Source organism: Arthrobacter sp. KNU-44 (genome assembly GCF_051843155.1).
GTDB lineage: Bacteria > Actinomycetota > Actinomycetes > Actinomycetales > Micrococcaceae > Arthrobacter.
Genome location: NZ_JBPXNG010000002.1, coordinates 1900127 through 1922536, shown reverse-complemented (window position 1 = coordinate 1922536; position 22410 = coordinate 1900127). Strand labels below are relative to the sequence as shown.

Annotated in this window: 26 protein-coding genes; 17 read left to right on the top strand and 9 right to left on the bottom strand. The window is 64.6% G+C overall.

From position 1 onward, the window contains the following. Nucleotides 1-170: 170 nt before the first annotated feature. From ACSVHC_RS09890 to ACSVHC_RS09870, 5 genes are all read right to left on the bottom strand, one after another. Nucleotides 171-581 carry a DUF6855 family protein gene (locus ACSVHC_RS09890; protein ID WP_439180910.1) on the bottom strand — a complete coding sequence of 137 codons (411 nt, stop codon included), beginning with the start codon at nt 579-581 and terminating at the stop codon, nt 171-173. A 98-nt stretch (nt 582-679) separates the two neighbouring features. Continuing rightward, entirely contained in the window at nt 680-1318 is a 639-nt protein-coding gene (locus ACSVHC_RS09885) for a hypothetical protein (protein ID WP_437772135.1), read from the bottom strand. A gap of 31 nt (nt 1319-1349) precedes the next feature. Further along, nucleotides 1350-2639 carry a macrolide family glycosyltransferase gene (locus ACSVHC_RS09880; RefSeq protein ID WP_439180909.1) on the bottom strand — a complete coding sequence of 430 codons (1290 nt, stop codon included), beginning with the start codon at nt 2637-2639 and terminating at the stop codon, nt 1350-1352. 28 nt (nt 2640-2667) lie between these two features. Then, nucleotides 2668-3381, bottom strand: coding sequence for a DNA alkylation repair protein (locus tag ACSVHC_RS09875; protein WP_439180908.1), 714 nt, complete (start codon nt 3379-3381; stop codon nt 2668-2670). A gap of 33 nt (nt 3382-3414) precedes the next feature. After that, complete coding sequence (locus tag ACSVHC_RS09870; RefSeq protein ID WP_306960266.1) at nt 3415-3561, bottom strand: hypothetical protein; 147 nt, start codon at nt 3559-3561, stop codon at nt 3415-3417. A 133-nt stretch (nt 3562-3694) separates the two neighbouring features. Here ACSVHC_RS09870 and ACSVHC_RS09865 point away from each other — a divergent pair, with 133 nt between their 5' ends. From ACSVHC_RS09865 to ACSVHC_RS09850, 4 genes are read left to right on the top strand one after another with little or no spacing between them, the layout of a single operon-like run. Beyond that, the gene (locus ACSVHC_RS09865) at nt 3695-4498 is read left to right on the top strand and encodes a hypothetical protein (RefSeq protein ID WP_437772138.1); all 804 of its coding nucleotides are present in this window, start codon (nt 3695-3697) and stop codon (nt 4496-4498) included. Beyond that, nucleotides 4482-5231 (top strand): LamB/YcsF family protein, encoded by a 750-nt coding sequence (locus ACSVHC_RS09860; RefSeq protein WP_437772139.1) that lies wholly within the window; start codon nt 4482-4484, stop codon nt 5229-5231. Before ACSVHC_RS09865 ends, ACSVHC_RS09860 begins: the two co-directional genes overlap by 17 nt. Further along, entirely contained in the window at nt 5215-5862 is a 648-nt protein-coding gene (pxpB, locus tag ACSVHC_RS09855) for a 5-oxoprolinase subunit PxpB (RefSeq protein WP_437772140.1), read from the top strand. The genes ACSVHC_RS09860 and pxpB overlap by 17 nt, the downstream gene beginning before the upstream one ends. Next, entirely contained in the window at nt 5862-6791 is a 930-nt protein-coding gene (locus ACSVHC_RS09850) for a 5-oxoprolinase subunit C family protein (RefSeq protein WP_437772141.1), read from the top strand. Before pxpB ends, ACSVHC_RS09850 begins: the two co-directional genes overlap by 1 nt. Nucleotides 6792-6843: 52 nt before the next feature. Here ACSVHC_RS09850 and ACSVHC_RS09845 read toward each other — a convergent pair whose 3' ends face one another. Beyond that, nucleotides 6844-8205 carry a DUF445 domain-containing protein gene (locus ACSVHC_RS09845; protein ID WP_437772142.1) on the bottom strand — a complete coding sequence of 454 codons (1362 nt, stop codon included), beginning with the start codon at nt 8203-8205 and terminating at the stop codon, nt 6844-6846. A gap of 50 nt (nt 8206-8255) precedes the next feature. Between ACSVHC_RS09845 and ACSVHC_RS09840 the strand changes: the two genes are divergently transcribed. Continuing rightward, on the top strand, nt 8256-9155 hold the full coding sequence (locus ACSVHC_RS09840; RefSeq protein ID WP_437772143.1) for a glycerophosphodiester phosphodiesterase family protein: 900 nt from the start codon (nt 8256-8258) through the stop codon (nt 9153-9155). Nucleotides 9156-9215: 60 nt separating this feature from the next. Here ACSVHC_RS09840 and ACSVHC_RS09835 read toward each other — a convergent pair whose 3' ends face one another. Beyond that, complete coding sequence (locus tag ACSVHC_RS09835) at nt 9216-9953, bottom strand: fumarylacetoacetate hydrolase family protein (protein WP_437772144.1); 738 nt, start codon at nt 9951-9953, stop codon at nt 9216-9218. A 184-nt stretch (nt 9954-10137) separates the two neighbouring features. Between ACSVHC_RS09835 and ACSVHC_RS09830 the strand changes: the two genes are divergently transcribed. From ACSVHC_RS09830 to ACSVHC_RS09820, 3 genes are read left to right on the top strand one after another with little or no spacing between them, the layout of a single operon-like run. Next, nucleotides 10138-10632, top strand: a complete 495-nt coding sequence (locus ACSVHC_RS09830; RefSeq protein ID WP_437772145.1) for a DoxX family protein — start codon at nt 10138-10140, stop codon at nt 10630-10632. Next, complete coding sequence (locus tag ACSVHC_RS09825) at nt 10629-11381, top strand: AzlC family ABC transporter permease (RefSeq protein ID WP_437772146.1); 753 nt, start codon at nt 10629-10631, stop codon at nt 11379-11381. The genes ACSVHC_RS09830 and ACSVHC_RS09825 overlap by 4 nt, the downstream gene beginning before the upstream one ends. Further along, nucleotides 11378-11689, top strand: a complete 312-nt coding sequence (locus ACSVHC_RS09820) for an AzlD domain-containing protein (protein WP_437772147.1) — start codon at nt 11378-11380, stop codon at nt 11687-11689. Before ACSVHC_RS09825 ends, ACSVHC_RS09820 begins: the two co-directional genes overlap by 4 nt. A gap of 55 nt (nt 11690-11744) precedes the next feature. Here the strand turns inward: ACSVHC_RS09820 and ACSVHC_RS09815 are convergent, their stop codons facing one another. Next, entirely contained in the window at nt 11745-12365 is a 621-nt protein-coding gene (locus tag ACSVHC_RS09815) for a TetR/AcrR family transcriptional regulator (RefSeq protein ID WP_437773940.1), read from the bottom strand. 70 nt (nt 12366-12435) lie between these two features. On the opposite strand from ACSVHC_RS09815, the gene ACSVHC_RS09810 reads away from it, so the two are divergent. The 4 genes from ACSVHC_RS09810 to ACSVHC_RS09795 all read left to right on the top strand — a co-directional run bounded on the left by ACSVHC_RS09810 (nt 12436) and on the right by ACSVHC_RS09795 (nt 14985). Then, nucleotides 12436-12759 carry a thiamine-binding protein gene (locus ACSVHC_RS09810; protein WP_437772148.1) on the top strand — a complete coding sequence of 108 codons (324 nt, stop codon included), beginning with the start codon at nt 12436-12438 and terminating at the stop codon, nt 12757-12759. Nucleotides 12760-12801: 42 nt separating this feature from the next. Continuing rightward, the gene (locus tag ACSVHC_RS09805; protein WP_439180906.1) at nt 12802-13485 is read left to right on the top strand and encodes an O-methyltransferase; all 684 of its coding nucleotides are present in this window, start codon (nt 12802-12804) and stop codon (nt 13483-13485) included. Between the two features lie 15 nt (nt 13486-13500). Continuing rightward, nucleotides 13501-14004 (top strand): GNAT family N-acetyltransferase, encoded by a 504-nt coding sequence (locus ACSVHC_RS09800; protein ID WP_437772150.1) that lies wholly within the window; start codon nt 13501-13503, stop codon nt 14002-14004. A 90-nt stretch (nt 14005-14094) separates the two neighbouring features. Next, nucleotides 14095-14985: a spermidine synthase gene (locus ACSVHC_RS09795; RefSeq protein WP_437772151.1), complete on the top strand. Its 891-nt coding sequence runs from the start codon at nt 14095-14097 to the stop codon at nt 14983-14985. Between the two features lie 76 nt (nt 14986-15061). Here ACSVHC_RS09795 and ACSVHC_RS09790 read toward each other — a convergent pair whose 3' ends face one another. Beyond that, complete coding sequence (locus ACSVHC_RS09790; protein WP_437772152.1) at nt 15062-15958, bottom strand: LysR family transcriptional regulator; 897 nt, start codon at nt 15956-15958, stop codon at nt 15062-15064. A gap of 129 nt (nt 15959-16087) precedes the next feature. Here ACSVHC_RS09790 and ACSVHC_RS09785 point away from each other — a divergent pair, with 129 nt between their 5' ends. The 5 genes from ACSVHC_RS09785 to ACSVHC_RS09765 all read left to right on the top strand — a co-directional run bounded on the left by ACSVHC_RS09785 (nt 16088) and on the right by ACSVHC_RS09765 (nt 22366). Then, the gene (locus tag ACSVHC_RS09785; RefSeq protein WP_437772153.1) at nt 16088-17467 is read left to right on the top strand and encodes an MFS transporter; all 1380 of its coding nucleotides are present in this window, start codon (nt 16088-16090) and stop codon (nt 17465-17467) included. Continuing rightward, nucleotides 17464-18207: a 3-hydroxybutyrate dehydrogenase gene (locus ACSVHC_RS09780; RefSeq protein WP_437772154.1), complete on the top strand. Its 744-nt coding sequence runs from the start codon at nt 17464-17466 to the stop codon at nt 18205-18207. The genes ACSVHC_RS09785 and ACSVHC_RS09780 overlap by 4 nt, the downstream gene beginning before the upstream one ends. Before the next feature lie 45 nt (nt 18208-18252). Further along, a complete protein-coding gene (locus tag ACSVHC_RS09775) occupies nt 18253-19395 on the top strand; it encodes a GGDEF domain-containing protein (RefSeq protein ID WP_437772155.1) in 1143 nt (380 codons plus the stop codon). 154 nt (nt 19396-19549) lie between these two features. Then, complete coding sequence (locus ACSVHC_RS09770; protein WP_437772156.1) at nt 19550-20986, top strand: GH32 C-terminal domain-containing protein; 1437 nt, start codon at nt 19550-19552, stop codon at nt 20984-20986. A 45-nt stretch (nt 20987-21031) separates the two neighbouring features. Then, nucleotides 21032-22366 carry an ABC transporter substrate-binding protein gene (locus ACSVHC_RS09765; RefSeq protein WP_437772157.1) on the top strand — a complete coding sequence of 445 codons (1335 nt, stop codon included), beginning with the start codon at nt 21032-21034 and terminating at the stop codon, nt 22364-22366. The last annotated feature ends 44 nt before the right edge of the window (nt 22367-22410 follow it).

Sequence of the window (22410 nt, the reverse complement as noted above, 5' to 3'; positions counted from 1 at the left end):
CGATGTGGTGGCGATAGACCCAGTGAGGAACTCCGCGTCATCGCGGACTATTCCTCCAAAGCCGCACGGATCCAGCAGGACGCGGCGGGGCGGTTGGGTGCCGAACCCAGCCGAGACGCGCACGACGACGGCGGCTCCGCGCCGTCGTCGAACCCCGCCTGCTTCGCTCCCTACTTCGGCGCTATGCCCCGCATGCTGTTGTTCCGCTTCTCATGGGTGAGTTCTGCGAGGCCAAGAGCCTCCAGGAGCGGTGGCATGTACATACCGAAACGGCCGCGGTATCCCTTGCGCAAGCCGTACCAACCGCCCACCGGATTGCCGTCGTCGCGGCCCCAGGCCTCAACTGTGCCTTCGGCGGCGGGCTTGTTCTCGTCGGCGGCCCCGAGTGGCACCCAATCGCCTTGCTGGAGTAGCCACGCATGCAGGTCCTCGACGGCCCTCAAATGGTATTTGAGGGTGGTGGATCCCACCTGGCAAACGATCGCCGGCGGGTCACTCGCTTCGTCCCGATACATCGTGTAGTCGGAGGAGCCTGGCGGGGTGGTGAGCTTCCAGGGGTCTTCCTTGGATCCAGCGGCCATGTGACGGTGTCCTTCCTGGGCCTTGCAGCAGGCGTTGCGCGGATGTTGGCTACACGCTACACAGGGTCGGACCGAATGTCTGCGGGGTCCGCGCTGACTTAGCTGCCCTCGGCTAGCCGGACCGCCAATGCCCGGCTGTAGCTCGCGGGCTCGCTCCGCGTCACCGCCGAAACAACTAGTTGCCGCCGGCTGATGCGTTTGGCGTAGAAGTCGGCGTAGGGGAGAACGATGATCTCCTCCAGGCCGCTCTCCCAGGCCGGAATCAAGGCCTGCAGGCTATCGCGTTCCGCAGTCGGCGGAACTGTAGGGACCAGGGAATTGTGCCAGGCTTGGAAAGCCGCCTGGTCCACGCCCTCGCTGCCGTACTCAGAACTCCACAATGGGGGAATGAACGGGTGGAGCGGTTGACCCGGCCGGGTGACCTGCCGGATCACCTCGGGTGTGGGCCTGTTTTCCGCGGTCCGTTCCCTGATCTCGTACCAGTCCCAGGCGCGCTTCCAGGCAGTTTGCCACCTGCCCTCCCACTCGGCGGCGCTCGCCGAACCAGGGGTCCGTGAGGTCCCCGGATCAGGACGGGGTGAGAGTGCCGGAATGTCGGCGTCGGAGGCCAAGCCCCAAGCGTGCCGGATGAACAGAAGCTCGTTCAGCGGCAGGGAGCGGTCCTCGACGCTGATCACCATGTCGTGCGGCCACGGGTTGTTCCACGGCATACCCGCGGGAGCATTGATCCAGCGCATCAGGCCCTCCCGTCGCGATGATGGCTACACGCTACACAGCATCGGGCGGCGCTGGAAGGCGGACGGTGCGGCCGCGCAGGAAGTCTTCGATGGCGTCGGCGGCTGCGGGGGCTCCGCCGGAACCGCGGACACGGGCACTCATCGCTTCAAGATTGTCCAGGATCGCCTGGTCGCCGCTGACTTCAAGGACCGTTTCCCGGATCAGCTCGGGGGAGAGCCCCTCAAGGGGGAGACGGCGCCCGAGTCCCAGGTCCTCCACCCGGCGCGCATTGGCTCCCTGTTCGGGCTGAAGCGGGAAAGCTACCAACGGCACTCCGAAATAGAGCGACTCCATGGTCGAGTTCATCCCAGTGTGGGAAAGGAACGCATCGGCGTGGGGAAGGACTTCAAGCTGCGGAAAGAAGGGCCGTACCTCAACGTTATCCGGGACATCCCCCAGCTCGGACTCCTCGACGCGCTCGCCGATTGCCATGGCCACTTGCCAGGCTGTGCCTGCAAATCCTTCCAAGCACATTCGGAAGAAGTCCGGCCGGTCATTCAACGGCGTGGTGCCCAGCGAGACGAACAACAAAGGCCTGTCCTTCTCCCGGGGCTGCCAGGCTTCCTCGTTGCCCCGCAGGCCGAGGCAAGGACCCACGAAGTGGAACCTGCCATCGAATGTTTCTCCCGAGGGCTGGAATTCCCTCGGGATGAAGGAGATGTTCAGCGACGCAGGAGGGCCTCCCATGAATTGCAGATGACCCACGCCATGCTCCGCGGCGAAATCGTTGATCCGTTGGCTTACCTGTTTCCAGGCCTCGACCATCCCCGGCGACGGCGGGCCGGGCATGAGATCCCGCATGGAGAAATGCTCATTGGTGGCATAGCTCGGAAGCAACGCAATATCGGGCAACGCCAACTTCGCCGCAGCCATCTTCCCCGAGAGCGTCATGGCGTCGTAAGCCACCCCGTCCGGCGGGTCCTCGGCCAGACGGGCCAGCAACGCCGGGAATTCCTCCCGTGCGCCCTTGAGAATCCGCTCAAGCAGTCCGGACATCATTCCGGACGGCATTCCGGCAAACATCCCCGTCATCGGTGACGGCGCAGGGCCGCCCTCTCCCGGGGGCGGACCACCTTCAGCGGAACGCTCGCGCGGCGGGAGGAAGGCCGCCAGGTCCTCTCCACTGGGAAAGAACGCGGCGCCGGCAGATTCGACCGCTTTCGCGTACTTCGCCGACGTCGCATAGGTGACCCTGTGGCCTCTGCGAACCAGCTCGGCGACCACTGGCAACGTCGGGTTCACATGGCCCGCGGCAGGCAGACAGATGAAGGCTATGTGCATGGCACCACCCCCAAGAACAGTGGAGGCTTCATTTGGAAAGTTCCGCGCCATGAACGCTGCGTCGGCGCGATTTCAGCCCGGTCTCCAACTTGGTCCGCACCTCGCGCTTCACGCGGGCGGCAAGCTCAGTCTCATGCATTTCAAGGAAGGTGCGGACGGCGCGCGGATCCCATGGCACCAAGGACCGCAACGCCCAGCTGACCGCCTTGACCACAGTGTCGTCGCGATCGTTGATCAAGATACCGACGACGGCGAGCGTCCGTTGCGTATCACCCGTTCCCCAGCGTGATCTCGTATTGAGGACGGTAGTGGAGACAAGGGCTATGCGCCGCCACCAACGGTCCGGGCTCCGCGCCCAGCGGTCGACGTCGGCGTCCGAGATGAGTCCTTCGCGCCACGCCGGCCCCACCAAGTCGGCCGCGAAGGCATCGGCCTGGCCCCACGTAGCGATGCCTTGTCCCAAGTATTCAAGCCGGGCCGGCGTCAGCTCAGCGAAAGCTGCCCGATGCGAATTGATGAACTCCCATCCCTCCCAGTCAAAGCCCGCTTGTACGAGTCCTTCGGCGAGATTGAAGACGACGGCGGCGTCCATCGTGGCGATTTCCGCGGAAATCCTGCGTCGGACGGCGCGGAAGCTCGCGGCGTCGTGCTTCTCCAAAGCGTGCAGTTCGTCGAGGACGCGCGCCAACAATTGGCCCGGTTGAGTATCCCCGGGAGGGACGAGTAATCCGTGCGAAGCCACTTTCGGGCCCCCGATTTCGCAGGCTGAACGCTACTACGCGGGGGCGTCGTCGGTATCCGGCCCTTCGGCAGGTTCCTGGCTATGAAGGCCGGTATCGTGCGACACCCAACCCTCCGTTTCCCCTTCGGCAGGGGCGTCGCTGTGATGGCGGACTTCGTTGGGATCTGGTGCCTTGTTCATTCCGGATGCTTCCTGTCCTTCGTTGGACTGTTCCCGCGAACGCCTTAAAGTCTACGCCGGGGAGGGGGCGTGTGGCCTAGGCTAGGCCAAGGAACTACCGAACGAATCCAACGGCTGAATGCAGAGGTGAAGAATGGCAAAGCGACCCAACCAGGCAGTAAAGATTGCGCAGGAAACGGCCCACAACGCCATGTTCGACGCCAGCGGCAATGCCAAGCCCGGTGTCCACAACGTGCTCCTTCGGGCTGTCGAGGTCCAACGTCCCCTTGTCCTGGCGAACCTGCGTCGCTTGCAGCGCAAATACCCGCAAGCCACGGCGGCGCAGCTGGCCGCCAAGCTGGAGAGGGACTACCTCGCCGCGGTCACCGGCGGGGGTGCCGCCGTCGGGGCAACCGCCGTCGTGCCCGGTATCGGTACGGCAGCCTCGCTAGGCCTGTCCGCGCTTGCCACCATCGGCTTCCTGGAAGGAACCGCGCTTTATGCCGCTTCCCTGGCCGAGCTCCACGGCATCCGCCTAACGGATCCGGACCGTGCACGAACCATGGTCATGGCCATCATGCTCGGAGAAGAAGGCACCGCCCTGCTGGGTGCGCTGAGTGGACAATCGCTCGGCAAAGGCAAAGGCGTCACGCAGGCCTGGGGCAAGACCCTCACCAAAAAGCTGCCCGGCGGAGGATTCGGGGTCATTCGCGACGCCATCCAACGCGCCTTCCTCAAGCGCCTCGTCCAGCGCCAAGGCGCCGCCTTCCTCGGCCGTGCCCTGCCTTTCGGCGTGGGGGCCGTGGTGGGCGGAGTCGGAAACCGCGTCATGGGCCGTGCCGTAGCGGCCTCGGCGAGGGAAGCATTCGGTCCCATGCCGGACATCATTCCGGGCGAGCTGCTTCCAGCCGCCCGCCAGAACGCGCTGGAAGGCGGCAATAGTGGATCTCAACGCTGATTCGGGGGAGTCGTTCGGCTCCTGGACCATGGGAAACGACGCCTCAATGTTCCGGATTGTCAGCAGCGCCAACGTCGCGTGCGGCTTCCATGCCGGGGATCCGGTGACCATGCTGGACAGCTGCCGTGCCGCCTTCGAGCTCGACGTCAGGGTCGGCGCCCACGTCGGCTACCGGGACCTGCACGGCTTCGGGCGCCGAGCGATGGACATGTCCTTCGATGAGCTCTTTGGCGACGTTCTGTACCAGCTCGGTGCCCTGGACGGCATGGCGCACGCGGTGGGCGCCTCCGTGGACTACGTCAAACCCCACGGCGCCTTGTACAACAGGATCGTCCAGGACGTCGAGCAGGCCGAAGCCGTGGTGGCGGCGATTCACGCCTACGATCCCGGGCTTCCTGTCCTCGGCTTGCCGGGCTCGGCGTTGCTGCGCCTCGCCGAAGAATCCGGGCACCCGGTCTTCCGGGAGGCTTTCGTGGACCGCGGCTACCTGCCGGACGGCACCTTGGTGCCGCGCTCGCAGGAAGGCGCAGTGGTGCACGACGCCGCCGCGGTAGTCGAGCGGGCCGTACGCTTTGCAGTGCGGGGCGAGGTGCTGGCGGTGGACGGCACAGTGGTGCGGGTGAAGCCCGATTCGTTGTGCATTCATGGCGACACTCCGGGTGCTGTTGAGCTGGCTGCGGCGGTGCGCGCTGGCCTTGAGGAAGCTGGTGTGGAGATTGAGTCCTTCGCCTGAGCGGATCCTTCTGCCCTGCGGCGACAGCGCTTTCTTGGTGGAACTGCCGGAACTGACCGCAGTCGTCGCGTACTACCGCGGGCTGACCGGCGCCGGCGCGTCGGCTGGCCTTCCAACGCCGCTGGGGATCATCGACGTCGTGCCCGCCGCCCGCACCGTCCTCGTCACCTTCGATCCCTGGACGATCCGTCCCTCCGACGTCCGCGACTGGCTGGAGTCCGCGGAACCGGCATACGACGTTGCCGGCTCCGGCCGTGAGGTCACCATCGAGGTCTCCTACGGCGGCCCCGACCTCGCCGAGACGGCACAGTTCCTCGGCATGAGCGAGCCCGAAGTGGTCAAGCTTCACACGGGCTCGGAGTGGACGGCCGCCTTTTCCGGCTTCGCGCCCGGCTTCGTGTACCTGGTCACGACGCATGAGCTGCTCCGCGTTTCGCGTCGGAACACACCGCGCACTGCCGTGCCGGCCGGCTCTGTTGGCCTCGCAGGCGAGTTCAGCGGCGTCTACCCGCGATCCTCTCCAGGCGGTTGGCAGTTGATCGGAACCACGACGGCGGCACTGTGGGACGCGTCCAAAGCCGAGCCAGCGCTGATCCGGCCGGGTGACCTGGTCCGATTCGTGGAGGGCTGATGGGGATCGTAGTGGTGAACCCCGGCCCACTCACCGTGGTGGAAGACCTTGGCAGGCCGGGCTGGGCTTCGTTGGGGCTGAGCCCTTCCGGCGCCCTCGACCGGCAATCACTCCGGCTTGCCAATTTGCTGGTGGGGAATCCTACAGAAGCGGCCGGATTGGAGATATTGCTTGGCGGGCTTCGCTTGAGGTTCGTCACAGCGTCGACGGTCGCGGTGGCAGGCGCTGAGGGAATCGTCACACTCAACGGCGCCGAGATTCCGCTGAACCAAGCCATCCGCGTGGCACCGGGTGCGGTGCTGGACTTCGCTGCTCCAGTGTTCGGACTGCGGTATTACCTGGCTGTACAGGGCGGAATCGACGCGCCCAAGCTCCTCGGTTCAAGCAGCACGGACATACTCTCCGGTGAAGGCCCCGCGCCGTTGAAATCGGGTGGGCAGTTGGGAATCGGGCATGTTTCCGCGGGCAACGGCCTGGTTTCCGGTATGGGTTCCGTTCCCGGACCGGGATCTGGGGCCAGTGCGGGCATGGGCACCCTCAACAATGCGTATGCCCTCCCTGCCGTCCGCCGCGCTCCTGATCCTGGGCGCGCCATCACAGCCCGAGTGGACCGCGGCCCCCGGGCAGCCTGGTTCGACGACGACTCCTGGCGCCGCCTTGTCAGCCAGGAATGGACTCTGTCGCCCGAGTCGAACAGGATCGGTGCCCGGCTGGTGGGCCGACCGCTCACCCAGACCCGGCTCGAAGAGCTGCCCAGCGAAGGCATGGTGCTCGGTGCACTGCAAGTGCCGCCGTCGGGCCTTCCCACGGTATTCCTGGCTGATCATCCCGTGACGGGTGGCTACCCCGTGATTGCCGTGGTGCGTCGCACGGATCTGGACTTGTTGGGACAAGCCCGCCCCGGCCAGCGGATTCGTTTCCTGGGCTGAAGGTTCTCCTCCACCGGGCATGTCCCTTGCTGTCTGCCCGACCGGACCAGCGTCAGCCGAAAACCAAGTGCGCCACAGTGAAGATCGCGAGCCCGGCCAGTGATCCCACCACGGTGCCGTTGATGCGGATGTATTGCAGGTCCTTACCCACCTGGAGTTCGATCTTTTGCGAGGTTTCCTCGGCATCCCAGCGTGCGACGGTGTCCGTGATGACCCCCGCGATATCGGAGCGATAGGTTTTGACGAGGTACCCGGCGGCGTCACCGATCCAGGCATTGACCTTTCCCGCGAGCTCGTCGTCGTTGACAAGCCGTGAACCGAAGTCCCGGACGGCACTCTTGAAACGCTGTGTCAGTTCGCTGTCGGGATCGTCGACGGCGGTGAGCAGCGCGTCCTTGATGGTGCCCCACGTGCGGGAAGCGAGTTCGCGGACCTCGGGATCACCGAGGACCTGGGTCTTGATTGCCTCGGCCCGGGCAATCATTGCGGGATCGTGCTGAAGATCCTGGGCAAGATCGCCGAGGTATGTGTCGATCGATTGGCGCACTTGATGGTCGGGATCCTGCTGTACCGCCCGGACGAACTTGGCGATTTCGTTGTAGACCCTGTCGCCAACGATGTCGTCCACGAAGGACGGAACCCAGAGGGGTGAACGGTCGGACACGAGCCGGTTCACCGTAGAGTGGTTCGCTTCCACCCAATCCGCCGCACGGTCAACCAACAGATCGACCAGCTTGTGGTGGTGGCCGTCGGCAAAGATCCGTTCGGCCATCCGGCCCACGGGCGGTCCCCATGGCGGAGTGAGCAGGTGCTTGCGGACCATGCCCTCGATCACTGCCTGGACGTCGTCGTCGTTCAGCACGGTGAACGCTCCGCGGATCAGTGCGGAACCTTCCTTTGCGACACGCTCCGGGCCGCCGGGGGAAGCGAGCCACTTGCCGGCTTTCCGGGCGATGTCGATGCTCGCGAGCTTCTCCTGGACCACCTGCTCGGACAGGAAGTTGGTCTCCACGAATTCCCCGAGCGAGGCGCCGATCTGGTCCTTGCGTCGCGGAATGATGGCCGTGTGCGGGATTTTCAGGCCCATGGGGTATTTGAACAGCGCAGTGACGGCGAACCAGTCGGCCAATGCTCCCACCATGCCGCCCTCCGCAGCTGCCCGCACATATTCCAGCCACGGATACTGCCTCTGCAAGGCGAAAGCAGCGGTGAAAACCACCGCCATCACAATCAGGAGCGCCAGCGCCACCGATTTCATCCGACGCAGGGCAGCGGCCTTTTCGGCGTCACCGTTTCGTTGCCCGACGCCGGCCGCAACCGTAGAGCTGCTCCCGGCAGCTGCGCGCTGGGTAGCCTCCGCCGTCGGGTCGCTATCGCTCTCGGTCACCGGGATTTGTTCAGAGTTCACCTGCATGTGCCCAGCGTAGCCCCGTCGCCGTCGTGGGCGTGGGCTACCGTATCCCCATGACGAATGACGAGCCCGGTCGCCCAGACCAAAGCACGGAGCAAAACACGCGGCCCATGGTCTACGCCCACCGCGGAGCGAGTGCCGCATTTGCGGAGCACACACGCGCCGCATACCTGAAAGCAATCGCCGACGGCGCCGACGGCGTCGAGTGCGACGTCCACCTGACCAGGGACCAGCACGTTGTCCTGCTTCACGACGCGAACTTGGACCGTACCTCGGACGGCACCGGTCCCGTGGCTGAGAAGACGCTCGAAGAGCTGCGGCAGCTGGATTTCTCTTCCTGGAAGGGCGCACGGATTCCGGACCAGTACGGTGCAAAGTCGGACCAGCTCCTGACGCTCCCGGAGTTGCTGGAGATCCTGCGCGATGCCGGCAGGACCATCGGCCTGGCCATTGAGCTCAAGCACCCCAGCCCGTACCAGCTCAAGCTTGAAGACCGCGTGCTCGAGCTTCTGGGCAACGAAGGGTGGAACGCAGAGACCTCCATGCTGGACAACATCCAGGTTTCCTTTATGAGTTTCAGCCCGGATTCGATCAAGCACCTGCTCCGGTTCGTTCCCGCGGAGCACATCTGCCAGTTGGTGGACGACGTCACGGTGGAGGAAGTCCGCGATGAACTCGGCCTTGGCGTCATCACCGGGGGAGCGGTGGCCAACGTGATGAAGGCAGCCCAGCAGGAAGGCGAACGGATCCTGGACGACTGCGAGGTTGGACTGGCGGGCCCGGGCATCGACTACGTCCGCAAGCACGCCCGCACCGTTCAGCGCTGGCTTGAATCCGGCCGCCGCTTCCGGGTGTGGACCGTCGATTCGGAGAACGATGTTGCGTTGTGCCAAGGCCTTGGCATCCACGAGATCACCACGAACAAGCCGGCGCAGGTCCTGGCCCAGCTTTAGGCTCCCAACTGACTCGCAGTAGTTGTCGTTCTGGGGCCCCAAAACGACAACTACTGCGAGTCAGATGACCGTGTTGCTGAGGGTTCCGATGCCGCCCAGCGTGATGTCCACCCGGTCGCCGGGCTGGACAGCCACGAAGGTGTTCGGGGCTCCCGTCATGATGATGTCTCCCGGTTCCAGCGTCAGCCATTGGGTGACGTAAACGAGGCAATCCGTGATGGAGGATGGCAGGTTGAAGGAACCGGACCTGGCTTTGACCTCGCCGTTGACCACTACCTCGGTGCTGACGTTGTCCGGGTCCTCGATCCCGGTTTCGATCCACGGTCCGAGCGGCGTGTAGTTGGTGCCGGACTTGCCCTGGAAGAGTTTTTCGTCGACCTGGTTTTGGTCCACATTGGTGACGTCATTGACCACCGTGTAGCCCAGGACGTGGCTCAAGGCGTTCTCGGCCGTGAGCTTCTCCGCACGCTTTCCGATGACGGCGGCCAGTTCGCCTTCCACGTTCACTGTGCCCGCGTTGCGCACGGCCACGATGTCATCACCGGGGCCGGCGATGCTGTGGACCGACTTGTGCCAAGCCTGGATGGGCAGCACGTGGTTGTTGTTGCCCAGGTTGTGCCCGATTCCTAGCACCACTGAGGGTCGGACCGGGGCGAGGAACAAGGCGTCGTCCGCGGAACTGGATTTCCCGGTGAAAGAAAGAACCTCGGCAAAGGGGTCCTCGATATGGTCCCAGCTTCCGTTGCGCAGGACTGCGTGCGTCGGGCCGGAAGGGGTTTGTAGTCGGGCGATGCGCATTGAACTCCTCGTTGAATTTCTTGTGGCGGTGGACGGTAGCGGTGGACGGCGGCAGGCACGGCCTAAAGAAGAACATACATCATGCTGAACTGAGTCCAATATTCTGAACGGACAAGAATTGCACCCGACCGCCGCGGCAACCCTCCGGTTACCGCGGCGGGCAGGGCTGTGGTTGCATGAATACATGCCTTTTTCATGGTCCGCCCGGACAACCCAGACAATCTCCGCGGCGGCCCTGAGTGCACTGTTACTCGTGAGCGCCAGGAAGCACTTCCAGCAGCCCAAGTTCTTTGCCCCGGTCGTCCCGGATTATCTGTGCCGCGATGACAATCCGAGGGAAGTCGCCGAACTCGAACCCGGCCAAGGCAAGGCCGCCGCGGCCGCACCTCGGAACGGCGCCTTGGCGGTCATGTCCCGGGAGGAATGGATCGCGGTGAGCGGACTGCTTGAGGCGGTTGCCGCCGTCGGGCTCCTCATTCCTGCCACGCGCAGGGCCGCAGCCCGCGGCACCACGCTGATGTTCACGGTGTTCCTGGCCGGCCACGTGGACGCGCTCCGCCGCGCATACTCTCCCGCCGGAACGTCGTCCGCGCGGCGGATTCACACCCTGCGCCTGCCTTTACAGCTCCCTTTGATCCTGTGGGCATGGAGTCTGGCTGGAGCGAAACGGGGCGCATGAAACTCCTCGAATCCCCGGCGGTGAAGGTGGGCCTCTCCATCAGCATCGCAACGGGCCTCTACGGCATCTCGTTCGGTGCATTGGCCTCAGCCTCCGGGTTCAGCTTCTGGCAGACCATGGCGTTCAGCCTGCTCATGTTCAGTGGAGGATCGCAGTTCGCCTTCATCGGCGTCGTGGCTGGCGGCGGTTCCGGCATTGCGGCCATGACCGCGGCCGCGCTGCTGGGCTTGCGCAATGGCATCTACGGGATGCAGATGAACGCGCTGTTGCGTCCCAGCGGATGGCTCAAGTACCCGCAAGCACACATCACCATCGACGAGTCCACCGCCACTGCCTCGGGACAAAGCGATTCGGACGAACAGCGACGTGGCTTCTGGACGGCCGGACTCGGCATTTTCGTGCTGTGGAACATCTTCACGGCTGTCGGAGCCTTGGCGGGCGATGCCTTGGGCGATCCCAAGCAGTGGGGGCTCGACGGCGCCGCCGTGGCAGCGTTCCTGGGCCTGCTCTGGCCTCGGCTCAAGGGCCGTGAACCCTGGGCGATCGCCGCTGCTGCTGCTCTGGCGACCATTATTACGGTTCCGTTCGTTCCGGCGGGCGTGCCCATCCTCGTGGCCGCCGTCGTGGCCGGGGCCATTGGCTGGTTCAGCCACGGACGCAGTGACGAAGGCATGGAGCCCGACGTCGATCCCTACCCGCGCGGTCATTCAAACGCTGAAGCTTCCAGCCGCGAAAGGAACGCCGAATGACCCTCTGGCTCTGGATCCTCATCGCCTGCGGACTGGCGTACCTCACCAAGCTTTCGGGCTATTTCGTGCCGGCGAAGCTCCTGCGGAGTCCGCGGATGATGCGCGTGGCCGGCACCATGACCATCGGCCTGCTTGCGTCCCTGACCGTCGTCAACGCGGTGGCGTCCGGGCAGTCCCTCGCCCTCGACGCCAGGCTCGGTGCGCTCGCAGCTGGGGCCGTCGCGCTGTGGCTCCGGGCCCCGTTCCTTGTGGTGGTGATCGTGGGATCGGCGGCGGCCGCCTGCCTGCGGCTGCTCGGCTGGCGCTGAACCACCGCCCGTGGTTCCGACCGTCGCCGCGGTGAGCGACGCCGTCGTGCGCTGGTTACTCGAAAGCCATCCCGGGGATGGGGGTCTGCTGTGGCAGCGGGCGCGACGGGCGTTCGGTGCGGATGGCATCCTCAAGCAAGGCAACCGGCCGTTCCCAAGCGCGGGACCCCGGCTCCATGGTGTCCACGGCGCCGATCAGCATGGCAACAAGGCGCACCATGTCCTCGATGGAGATGTCCCGGCGCAGCGAACCCTGGCCCTGGCCGCGGCTAAGCAGTTCAGCCATGGAATCGATCAAGCCGCCAGTGATGCCCACCAAGAGTCCGCGGCGGCCGGCGACGGCGCCCAGCAGGTTCGCGTCTTCGCTGGCAACCTGCACCACGGCGTCGATCACGTTGATGAGCCCGACGGCGGCATCCATGCCCGCGAGGGCATCTTCCACGACCGGGTCCACATGAAGCCTGAGTTGCCGCGACAGGGCGGCCAGGACGAGTTGTTCTTTGTCAGCGAAGTTGCGGAACAGTGTAGCCGGGCCAACACCTGCGGTGGTGGCGATCGTCTGGAGTGGAACCTCCGGGCCCAGCTCGCGGAAGCACTGGCGCGCTGCCGTGATGATCTTGTCTACATTGCGCGCAGCATCAGCTCTAAGTGGCTTGCGTTCCAAGGGCCGGTCCATGCTGCTCACAGTAGCAACGGAGGGGCTCCAATCACTTTTGTGACATTCTTGCCCGTGAAAGACTGGATTCATGTTGCTTGCCTTTTCAGTTGCCCCGTCCGGCCAGCCCGCTGCTGGCGCCGTATCCGTTGATGGCTCGGTGCACGACGCCGTTGCCGAGGCCGTGAAGATCGTCCGCGAATCCGGGCTCCCCAACCAGACGGACTCGATGTTCACCACCATCGAGGGCGAGTGGGATGAAGTGTTCGACGTCGTCAAGCGCGCCACCGAGGCCGTGGGCAAGTACGGAAACCGGGTGTCCTTGGTGATCAAGGCGGATATCCGGCCGGGATACACGGGGGAACTCACGGGCAAAGTTGAGCGGCTGGAGCGTGCGATCAACAAAGGCGAGTAGCCGGTCCTTCCCTCTGTCGGTGCCCGGTGCCAGACTTGGGCCATGTTTGAACACAAGGCCCAGCCCGGCTGGGTGGCCGTCGAGGAATACTTGTCCAACGCCGTCGTCCGCCCGAACGCCGCGCTCAAACACGCGGTGCAGTCCGCCCTCGACGCCGGGATGCCGCCCATCGAAGTGGCGCCCAACGCCGGGAAGCTGCTCAAGATGCTGGTGCAGCTGTCCGGTGCGCGGCGCGTGCTGGAAATAGGCACTTTGGCCGGCTTCAGCGCGATCTGGATGGCCCAGGGACTGCCCGACGACGGCCGACTGGTCACGTGCGAATACCTCCCGAAACACGCTGAAATCGCCCGGGCGAACGTTGACATGGCTGGGATCGGCCACAAAGTAGACATCCGGATCGGCCCCGCGCTGGAGACTCTTGCGGCGCTGGCCAAAGATCCCGAGCGGGACGGCCCGTTCGACTTCGTCTTCATTGATGCCGACAAGGAGAACGATTCCAACTACCTCGACTGGGCTATCCGGCTCGGGAGGCCGGGCACGGTGATTGTGATGGACAACGTTATCTGGGAGGGCGCCATCCTGGATCCTTCCATGGACGAGGTGAACGCTCCGGGCATCGTGGGTGCGTTGGAAATGATGGGCAAGGATCCGCGCCTCGACGCAACGGCCATCCAAACGGTTGGATCCAAGGGATGGGACGGTTTCGCGATAGCCCGGGTGGTGTGACGCTAGGCTGTGCGCATGGAATTTACCCTCCGTCCGGCAACGGTGGATGACGTTGAACCCTTGACCCGCATGCATTTGGCTGCCTGGCGGGAAAGCTACGGGCGCCTCTTGCCCGAGGAGTTCTTCGCCTTCCGTGAGGCCACCATCAACACGCGGATCGAGAGGCAGCGGGAAGCCTTGGCGGGCTCGTACAAGCCGATGCTCGCCCACGATGCTGACGGCGCCTTGGTAGGCATCGCTTCTGCCGGTCAGGCCCGGGACGAGGACCGGCCATCCGAGCTGGAATTGCAGATGATCTATACCTTGCGGCGCGTGCACGGGTTGGGCGTGGGGCAAGCATTGGTCGACGCTGTGATCGGCAACGCCGCCGCCTACCTGTGGGTGCTTGAAGACAATCCACGTGCCCAGGCTTTCTACCGCAAGAACGGCTTCCGCCCCGACGGTACACGTCAGCTTTTGCCGCCGGACTGGTACGAACTGCCGGAGATCCGGATGGTGCGCGCCGCCGTCGGGGGCTGACCGCAAGATGGTGCGCGCCGCCGTCGGGGGCTGACCGCAAGGCAGCGGCGTCAACTAGGGTTGAAGCATGACCGGAAGAGGGCGGCTGTAGTGGCGAAGCGTGGCAAGGGCAGGGGCGCCGGACAAGCTGCCGGGGTTATCGAGGTGCCCGCGGGCACGAAGCCGAACGGTCCTGTGGAGGGCGTCTACTACATCGACACCGGGGACTGCGAACTCGTTGCCGACCCGGACAACTCCAACGGCTGGCTCCTGAAAATCAACGGTGTCATGAGCTCGCACATCGATGTTGCAGAGCCGTTGTTCCTGGACTTCGAGTACATGCGCTGGATTGCGGCCCTGGTGGAATCCAAATGGCCGCCCGAGTCCAAGCCGAAGCTGCGTGCCTTGCACCTCGGCGGCGGAGCATGTTCCCTGGCCCGGTACTTCCACGCCGCCTACCCCGACGCGCGCCAAGTGGTGGTGGAACTCGACGGCAAGCTGGCCGAATACGTACGCGGCTGGTTCGACCTGCCGAAGGCCCCATTGATGCGGATCCGGGTGGGCGAAGCCAGGGAAGTCACGGAAGGCCTCACTCCGGACACCCGGGACCTCATCATCCGGGACGTCTTTGCCGGCGCCCTCACTCCGAGGGCGCTCACCACCCGCGAGTTCAACGACCACGCGTCGAAGGTGCTGGCTCCGGGCGGCCTTTATGTGGTGAATTCCGGAGACGCCCCGGACCTCAAGAACGCCCGCGAGGACGCCGCCACCATCGCAGACACCTTCGCGCACACCATGATCATTGCCGACCCCGCGATGCTCAAGGGCCGGCGGTACGGGAACATGATCATGGCCGGCAGCCACGAGCCGTTCGGCGACGATCCGCAACTGGCCCGGAAGCTGCTCGGCGGGGCCGTTCCCGCGCATATCTGGAACGATGCAAAGGTCCGGGCATTCGCCGTCGGCGCCCAGATCCGGCACGACCCTCAGCCGGCCGCCTGACCGCAACTCGCCCTCGGGCCTATATGTGAGCGAGGGTTGGCCGGGGAGGGCGTATATGTGAGCGCGCGTCGGAACTTCAGCGGCGCGCCAGCAGCAGCTCGCGGTGTGCGGCAGTCTCCTCTTGAAGGGCGTGCACGACGGCGGCAACTGCGGGGCGGCGCATCGAGTCGGGCCGCAGGACCATCCAGTAGGGGAGTAGCTCCGCGAAATCCGAGGGGAGCAGCCGTACGAGGTCCGGGTGCCGGTCCGCCATGAAGCACGGCAGGAAGCCGATACCGGCCCCGGCGCGCGTCGCCTCGACGTGGACGAAGACATTGGTAGAGCTCAAGCCGTCGCGCATGGACGGGACCAGCCGGCGAGGGGCATCGAGGTCGTCCACTTGCAGCATGGAGTCCACGAAATAGACCAGCTGATGCCGCGTCAGCTCTTCCACGGTGCCGGGTACGCCGTGAAAAGCCAGGTACTCGCGCGAGGCATACATTCCCAGCATGTACTCGCCCAGCAACACAGCCTCGGCCCGGTGCACCTGGGGTTCGCCCACCACCACCTCGAGGTCCAGGCCGGAACGCTGCTGGAGCGCCCGGCGGGTCACGGTGATGATCTCCACCGTGAGGCCGGGATGCGATCGCCGCAAGCGCGCCACGGCCGGTGCCGCGATGTAGGCGCTGAATCCGTCGGTCGCGGTCATGCGTACGACGCCGGCAATAGGGTCCGGCGCGCGGTCGTCCGGTCCCAGCGTGCCCACCGCCGCTTCGATCCGCTCGGCCACGCCCACGGCCTCGGCTCCGAGCTCCGTGACTTCCCAGCCGCCCGCCGCCCGCGCGAGGACCCGGCCGCCGAGCGCCTTCTCGAGCGCGGCGATCCTGCGGGAAACAGTGGTGTGGTTCAATCCCAAGGCTTGGGCCGCCGTCGTGAACTTACCTGAGCGCGATACCGCGAGAAGGACCAGGAGATCGTCTGGATTCGGATTCATATCTGCAATTCTGCACACACTTAGTGCCATTTTGGTTATTGAAGCCGCAGTAATGTGCGGCAATACTCATTGGAGCATTTCGTGTTGTGGATCACAACGCGTGTCAGTGTGGACACTAAGGAGATGGACATGGCCGTAGGACAACGCTCCGCAGCCGGCGCCGCCGCGACCGGCAAAGGCGCAGGCCTCAAGAAGATCGTCGCCGCCTCGATGGTGGGCACCGTGGTGGAATGGTACGAATTCTTCCTCTACGCCACCGCCGCAACGCTGGTTTTCGGCAAGTACTTCTTCCCGCCCACCGGCAACGACCTCGACGGCATCATCCAGGCGTTCCTGACGTACGCGGTGGGCTTCGTGGCCCGGCCGCTGGGCGGCATCGTCTTCGGCCAGATCGGCGACAGGCTCGGCCGCAAACCCACCCTGCAGCTCACCATTGTGATTGTCGGCGTATCCACTTTCCTCATGGGTTGCCTCCCTGGCTTCGCCGACCTCGGCTACTGGGCGCCGGCCATGCTCGTGGCGCTCCGCTTCATCCAAGGCTTCGCACTGGGTGGCGAATGGGGTGGTGCGGTGCTGCTGGTGGCAGAACACAGCCCCAAGGAGTCCCGCGGATTTTGGTCAAGCTGGCCGCAGGCCGCGGTTCCCGTCGGCAACCTCCTCGCCACGCTGGTCCTCTTCATCATGTCCACCACCCTCAGCAGCGCAGCATTCCTCAGCTGGGGATGGCGCGTGGCGTTCTGGCTCTCCGCCGTGATTGTCTTCGTGGGCTACTACATCCGCACCCACGTGACCGAGGCCCCGATCTTCCTTGAGGCGAAGGCCCAGGTGGAGAAGGAACAAGCCGTCAGCTACGGCGTCGGCGAAGTCATCCGCAAGTACCCCAAGGGCATCCTCCAGGCCATGGGACTGAGGCTCGCGGAGAACATCATGTACTACCTCGTGGTGAGCTTCTCCATCGTGTACCTCAAGAGCGTGGACAAGTACGACACCTCCTCGTTGCTGCTCGCGCTCCTGATCGCGCACGTTGTCCACTTCGTGGTCATTCCGCAGCTGGGCCGGTTGGCTGACAACTGGGGGCGCAAGCCGGTTTACCTTATCGGTGCCATAAGCGGTGCGACCTGGCCGTTCTTCGCCTTCCCCATGTTCGACACCAAGAACCCCGTGGTAATCGTTGCCGCCGTGACCATCGGCCTCTGCCTGCATGCCTTCATGTACGCAGGGCAGCCGGCCATCATGACCGAGCTCTTCCCCACCCGGATGCGCTACTCGGGCGTCTCCCTCGGCTCGCAAGTCACCTCGATCTTCGCTGGTTCGCTGGCCCCGCTCTTGGCGACGCAGTGGCTCAAGGACACCGGTTCCTGGATGCCCACGGCGATCTACCTGGTGATCGCCTGCGCCATCACCGCCGTCGTCGTCTTGACGCTCAAGGAGACCCGCGGAGTGGCGCTGGAAGACGTTGACAAGGCCGACGCCGTTCGCCACGGCCTCCCCATGGGTGCCCGCGCATGAGCCTGGAGGGCCGCAAGGCCCTAGTCACCGGCGGGGCGAGCGGCATCGGCGCAGCATGTGCCACGGCCCTCGCCGCGCGGGGCGCGAAGGTTGTAGTGGCCGACGTCGATGCCGCCGGTGCCGCCGCGCTCGCCGACAAGCTCGGCGGCACCGCCTGGGCCGTCGACTTGCTCGACGCTGAGGCCCTGGCGGGACTCAGCCTGGATTGCGACATCCTCGTCAACAATGCCGGCATCCAGAAGGTTGCCCCCATCGAAGAATTCGAACCCGCAGACTTCCGCCGCATCCTCACCCTCATGCTCGAAGCCCCTTTCCTCCTCATCCGGGCAGCACTTCCGCACATGTACGCCAACGGATTCGGCCGGATCATCAACATCTCCTCGGTCCATGGGCTGCGGGCGTCGGCATTCAAGAGCGCGTATGTCTCGGCCAAGCACGGGCTCGAGGGGCTCAGCAAGGTGACGGCCCTCGAGGGCGGCCAGCACGGGGTCACCTCCAACTGCATCAATCCGGGATACGTGCGTACGCCCCTCGTCGAGAAGCAGATCGCCGACCAGGCACTGCTGCACGGCATCCCTGAGTCGGAAGTCCTGGCGAAGGTCATGCTGACGGAATCCGCGGTGAAACGCCTCGTCGAGCCGGAGGAAGTAGCGTCGCTGGCCGCGTGGATAGCGTCCGACGACGCCGGCATGGTCACCGGAGCCAGCTACACGATGGACGGGGGCTGGTCCGCCCGTTAACTTACCCCTCGATGTCGTAGGCTGGTGCCCACGAGGGGAGCGCATATGGGTCTCGATCCGGTCAGCCTTAAGATAGCTCTGGGCATTGTCGCTTTTACGCTCTGCCTGCTGTTTTTCGGATCGTTCCGCCGGACCCGCTCCGCGTACAGCGGGTGGTGGTGCCTCGCCCTCGTTTTCCTGCTTTCGGGGAACATGGCGTACCTGCTCGCCGGGACTCCCCAGCAGATCTGGGCGGGGCCACTCGGCAACGCTTTGCTGGTGGCCGGTGCGTTCAGCGTGTGGGCGGGCTCGCGCTCCCTGCGCTTGCTTCCGACGCCGCGATGGCAGCTCCTCGCCGGACCCGTCGCCACGGCTGTGGCCGCCACGCTGGAGAACCCGGCCACCAACGCATGGTCCGGCGGCCTGGTGTATTTGGCCATGATGTCCTTGGGCATGGGTTTGGCAACGGTTGAACTCTGGCGGTTGAAGCCCAGCGTTTCACAGGCCCATCGCTCCTTGGCGCTCGCCGCAGGAGTGCTGGCGTCGTTCTTCTTCTGCCGCGGGATCGCATATGTCGTTGAAGGACCCGACGGTCCGGATTTCGGCACCTTTCTCAGCTCGGCAACCACCAGCGTGGTCACCATCGTCCTTCTTGTCACCGTGTCCTTCAGCATGACTGCGCTGAGTAACGAGCAGCTCATCAACGGGCTCAACGAACGCGCCACCCGGGACGGCCTGACGGGGCTCCTGAACCGTACCGCCTTCATGGAGCTGGCCACCCAGGAGATCGGCAGGCTGCACTCGGCGGGATCGATCTCCACGTTGATCCTCGCCGACCTCGACCATTTCAAATCACTCAACGACAGTCATGGCCACGCTGCGGGCGACACCGCCATCCAGGCCTTCGCCGCGGCGTGTCAGGCCTCGGTCCGCCACACAGACCTTGTCGGGAGGTATGGCGGAGAGGAATTCACCATCCTGCTTCCCGGGGCCGATCTCGAGAGTGCAGAAATCATTGCTAACGAAATCAGCCGCCGTTTGGCCTCGGCAGAACCGCCGGACGGCGTCACCTTCCCCACGGTGAGCTATGGCATCGCCCCCAGCACCCTCGCCGACGCCGATGTGGCCCGCATGATCGTGGCCGCCGACAAGGCCCTGTACCAGGCCAAGTCCCTTGGGCGGAACCGCGCGGTCTGCGCAACTGCCTAGCCGCCGTCGAGCGCTGACTCACGCGGCGCTGGACCGATCCTGCAACGCTCAAATCAGTCCGTCAAAACAATCTGCTTAAACGCTTGATCAAAAGTGTGACCTCGGTTACGCTTGCAGTGATCAAACGCTTTAGCAGAAATGGACATCAACGCCGATGACTTACTCAGTCTTCTTCCAACCCACCGATGGATGGGTCGGAGACGTGATCCCGTTCCAGAAGGACGGGGAGTTTTGGCTTTTCTATCTGCACGAGGTGCGGAACGACCCGAAGCCGGGAACGTCCTGGAATCTTGTGACCACCAAGGACCTCACCCGGTTCGAGGACCATGGAGTGTCGCTTCGTCATGGCGGGGAGGACGACGCGGACTTCAATGCATACACGGGCAGCGTTGTGTGCGACGAGTCCGGAATACACCACCTGTTCTACACGGGACAGAATCCGCGGCACCCCGGCTCCGACGGGGCCCCGCTCCAACTTGTCATGCATGCCACGAGCACGGACGGAATGCTGACGTGGGTCAAGCATCCGGAGTTGACCTTCGGCGCCCCGGCCGGCTACGAATCCGGCGACTGGCGCGATCCGTTCGTCTTCAAGGACGAGGCAAGCGGTTTGTGGCGGATGCTGCTGGCCGCACGGCACGCGGACGGTCCGGACCGCCGCCGCGGAGTGATTGCCCAATGCGTCTCCCCGAACCTGATGGATTGGGAGCATACAGAGCCGTTCTGGGATCCTCGCCGGTACATCACGCACGAATGCCCCGACGTCTTCGCCTGGGGAGACTGGTGGTACCTGGTCTATTCGGAATTCTCCGAGTCCTTCACCACCCGCTACCGTATGGCGAAAAGTCCCGACGGGCCATGGATCGTGCCGGCGCGGGACAGCGTTGACGGCCGCGCCTTCTATGCCTCGAAGACGGCCGAGCGGGATGGCCGCCGGTTCTTCTTCGGCTGGATCGCCAGCAAGGAGGACAACCGCGACGACGGCGCCTGGCAGTGGGCGGGCACGATGTCCGTCCTCGAGGCCCGCCAGAACGACGACGGCACCCTCGCGTTTTCGTTTGCCGACGAGCTGGTCGAGAGCTTCTGGGACGAGATCCCGGTAACCTTCGGCAGCGCCCTTCCGGAGGCGCTGAATGCTCCCGACGGATACAGGGCCTTGGTGTCCGATGAGGTCCTCCCGCGGCAGTTCTACGCCCGGGCGGTGCTGCAGATAGAACCCGATACCACCGAATGCGGCCTGCTGCTTCGCTCAAGCCCGGACGGAGACGAGTCCTACATCATCCGCCTGGAACCGAAGCGCGGACGCATGGTGTTCGACCGATGGCCCCGTCAGATAAACGGCGACGCGCAATGGCACGTCTCGGGGGACGTTCCCTTCGAGATCGAACTCGAACGCCCCTGCGAGCTCGTCCCCGGAGAACACACCCTCGAAGTTGTCGTGGACGGGGACCTCTGCGTCGCCGTCGTCGACCGCCAGGTCGCCTTGAGCACCCGGATCTACGGGCTGCCGGACGGCCGGATCGGCGTTTTCGCCGGTGAAGGCACCATCGCTCTCACTGACCTTGAGATACGTAAGCGCACAGACAACTAAATACCCAGCGCCAGACCTCCGTTCAAATCAAAGGAGATTTCCCCCATGAAGAAGCTCATACGAACGGCCGCCGTAGCAGCGGCCGCAGCCCTCGCACTCTCCGCCTGCGGCAGTGGAGGGGCCGGCAGCGCCTCCAACGTCAACCCCACTGGAGACATCAAACCGCGGCAAATCTCGTGGCTTCTGTCCCGGCCGGCTGACGGTGCAGTCATCAACGTCATGAAGAAGGTGGCCGACGAGTACGCCCAGACCCATCCCGGCTTTTCCCTCAACCTGATCACGACCCCTGACCGGCCCTCGTACATTCAGAAGTACGAAACCCTCGCCGCCGCGAACAAGCTCCCGGAGCTGTTCGACACGGACGCCACGCCGTTTGCCCAGCAACTCGCCAAGCAAGGCAAGATGGTCGACGCCGAGAAGCTGCTCAAAGACCTCGGTGTCTACGACACTTACCGGACGAACGCGCTGAATTACCAGCGCTTCGACGACGGATCCCTGTACATGATCCCGTTCCAGTTCGAGCTCGAGTACTTTTGGTACAACAAGGCCCTTTTCCAGCAGGCTGGAGTGTCCGTGCCGAAGTCGCTCGACGATATCCCCGCGATGTGCACGGCCCTGCGCAAGGCCGGCATTACGCCCCTCGCCCTTGACGGACAGGACCAGTGGCCGCTTGAGCGCTACGTCTCCTACCAGCCCTTCCGCGACGCCGGGCCCGACTTCGTGCAGAAGCTCAAGAAGGGTGACGCGAAGTTCAGCGACGCCACTGGCCAGAAGACAGTCAACTGGATAAGCCAGCTCGGCGGGGCCGGCTGCTTCCAGGACGGCTTCTCCTCGCAGGGCTACTCTGATGCCCAGAACCTCTTCACCTCCGGCAAGGCCGCCATGTACAACATCGGCACCTGGGAACTCCCCAGCCTCGCTACCGACAAGCTGAATCCGGCGGTGCGTAAAGACGTCGACTACTTCACGCTTCCGGCCACGCCAAGTTCCGCCACGGCCGCCAACGAGTACGTGGCAACCTCAGGCATAGGCATGGCGGTCAACTCGAAGACCTTCGACCCGCTCGTGAGCGACTTCCTGAAATTCGCCCTCGCCAAGTACCCCTCGGAGTACGCGGCCACGGGTGCCCTCTCGCCGACGACGAACGTCCAGACGACGATTCCAGCCAACGCCACGCCACTGTACAAAAAGGCAGTTGACCAGGCGAAGGATCTCGGGTCGAAGCTCGCGATGCCTTGGGACACGCAGCTCGATCCGACCACCAACAGCAGGCTGCAACAAGAGCTCGTGCTCTTGGCCCAGGGCAATGTCAAGCCTGCCGAGTTCACCAGCACGATGGATAGCACCATCGCACAGAACGCTCCCAAGTTCTTCAAATAACACGCAGCGGTGGGGGGCCCAGGCCCCCCACCCGAAAGGCACTC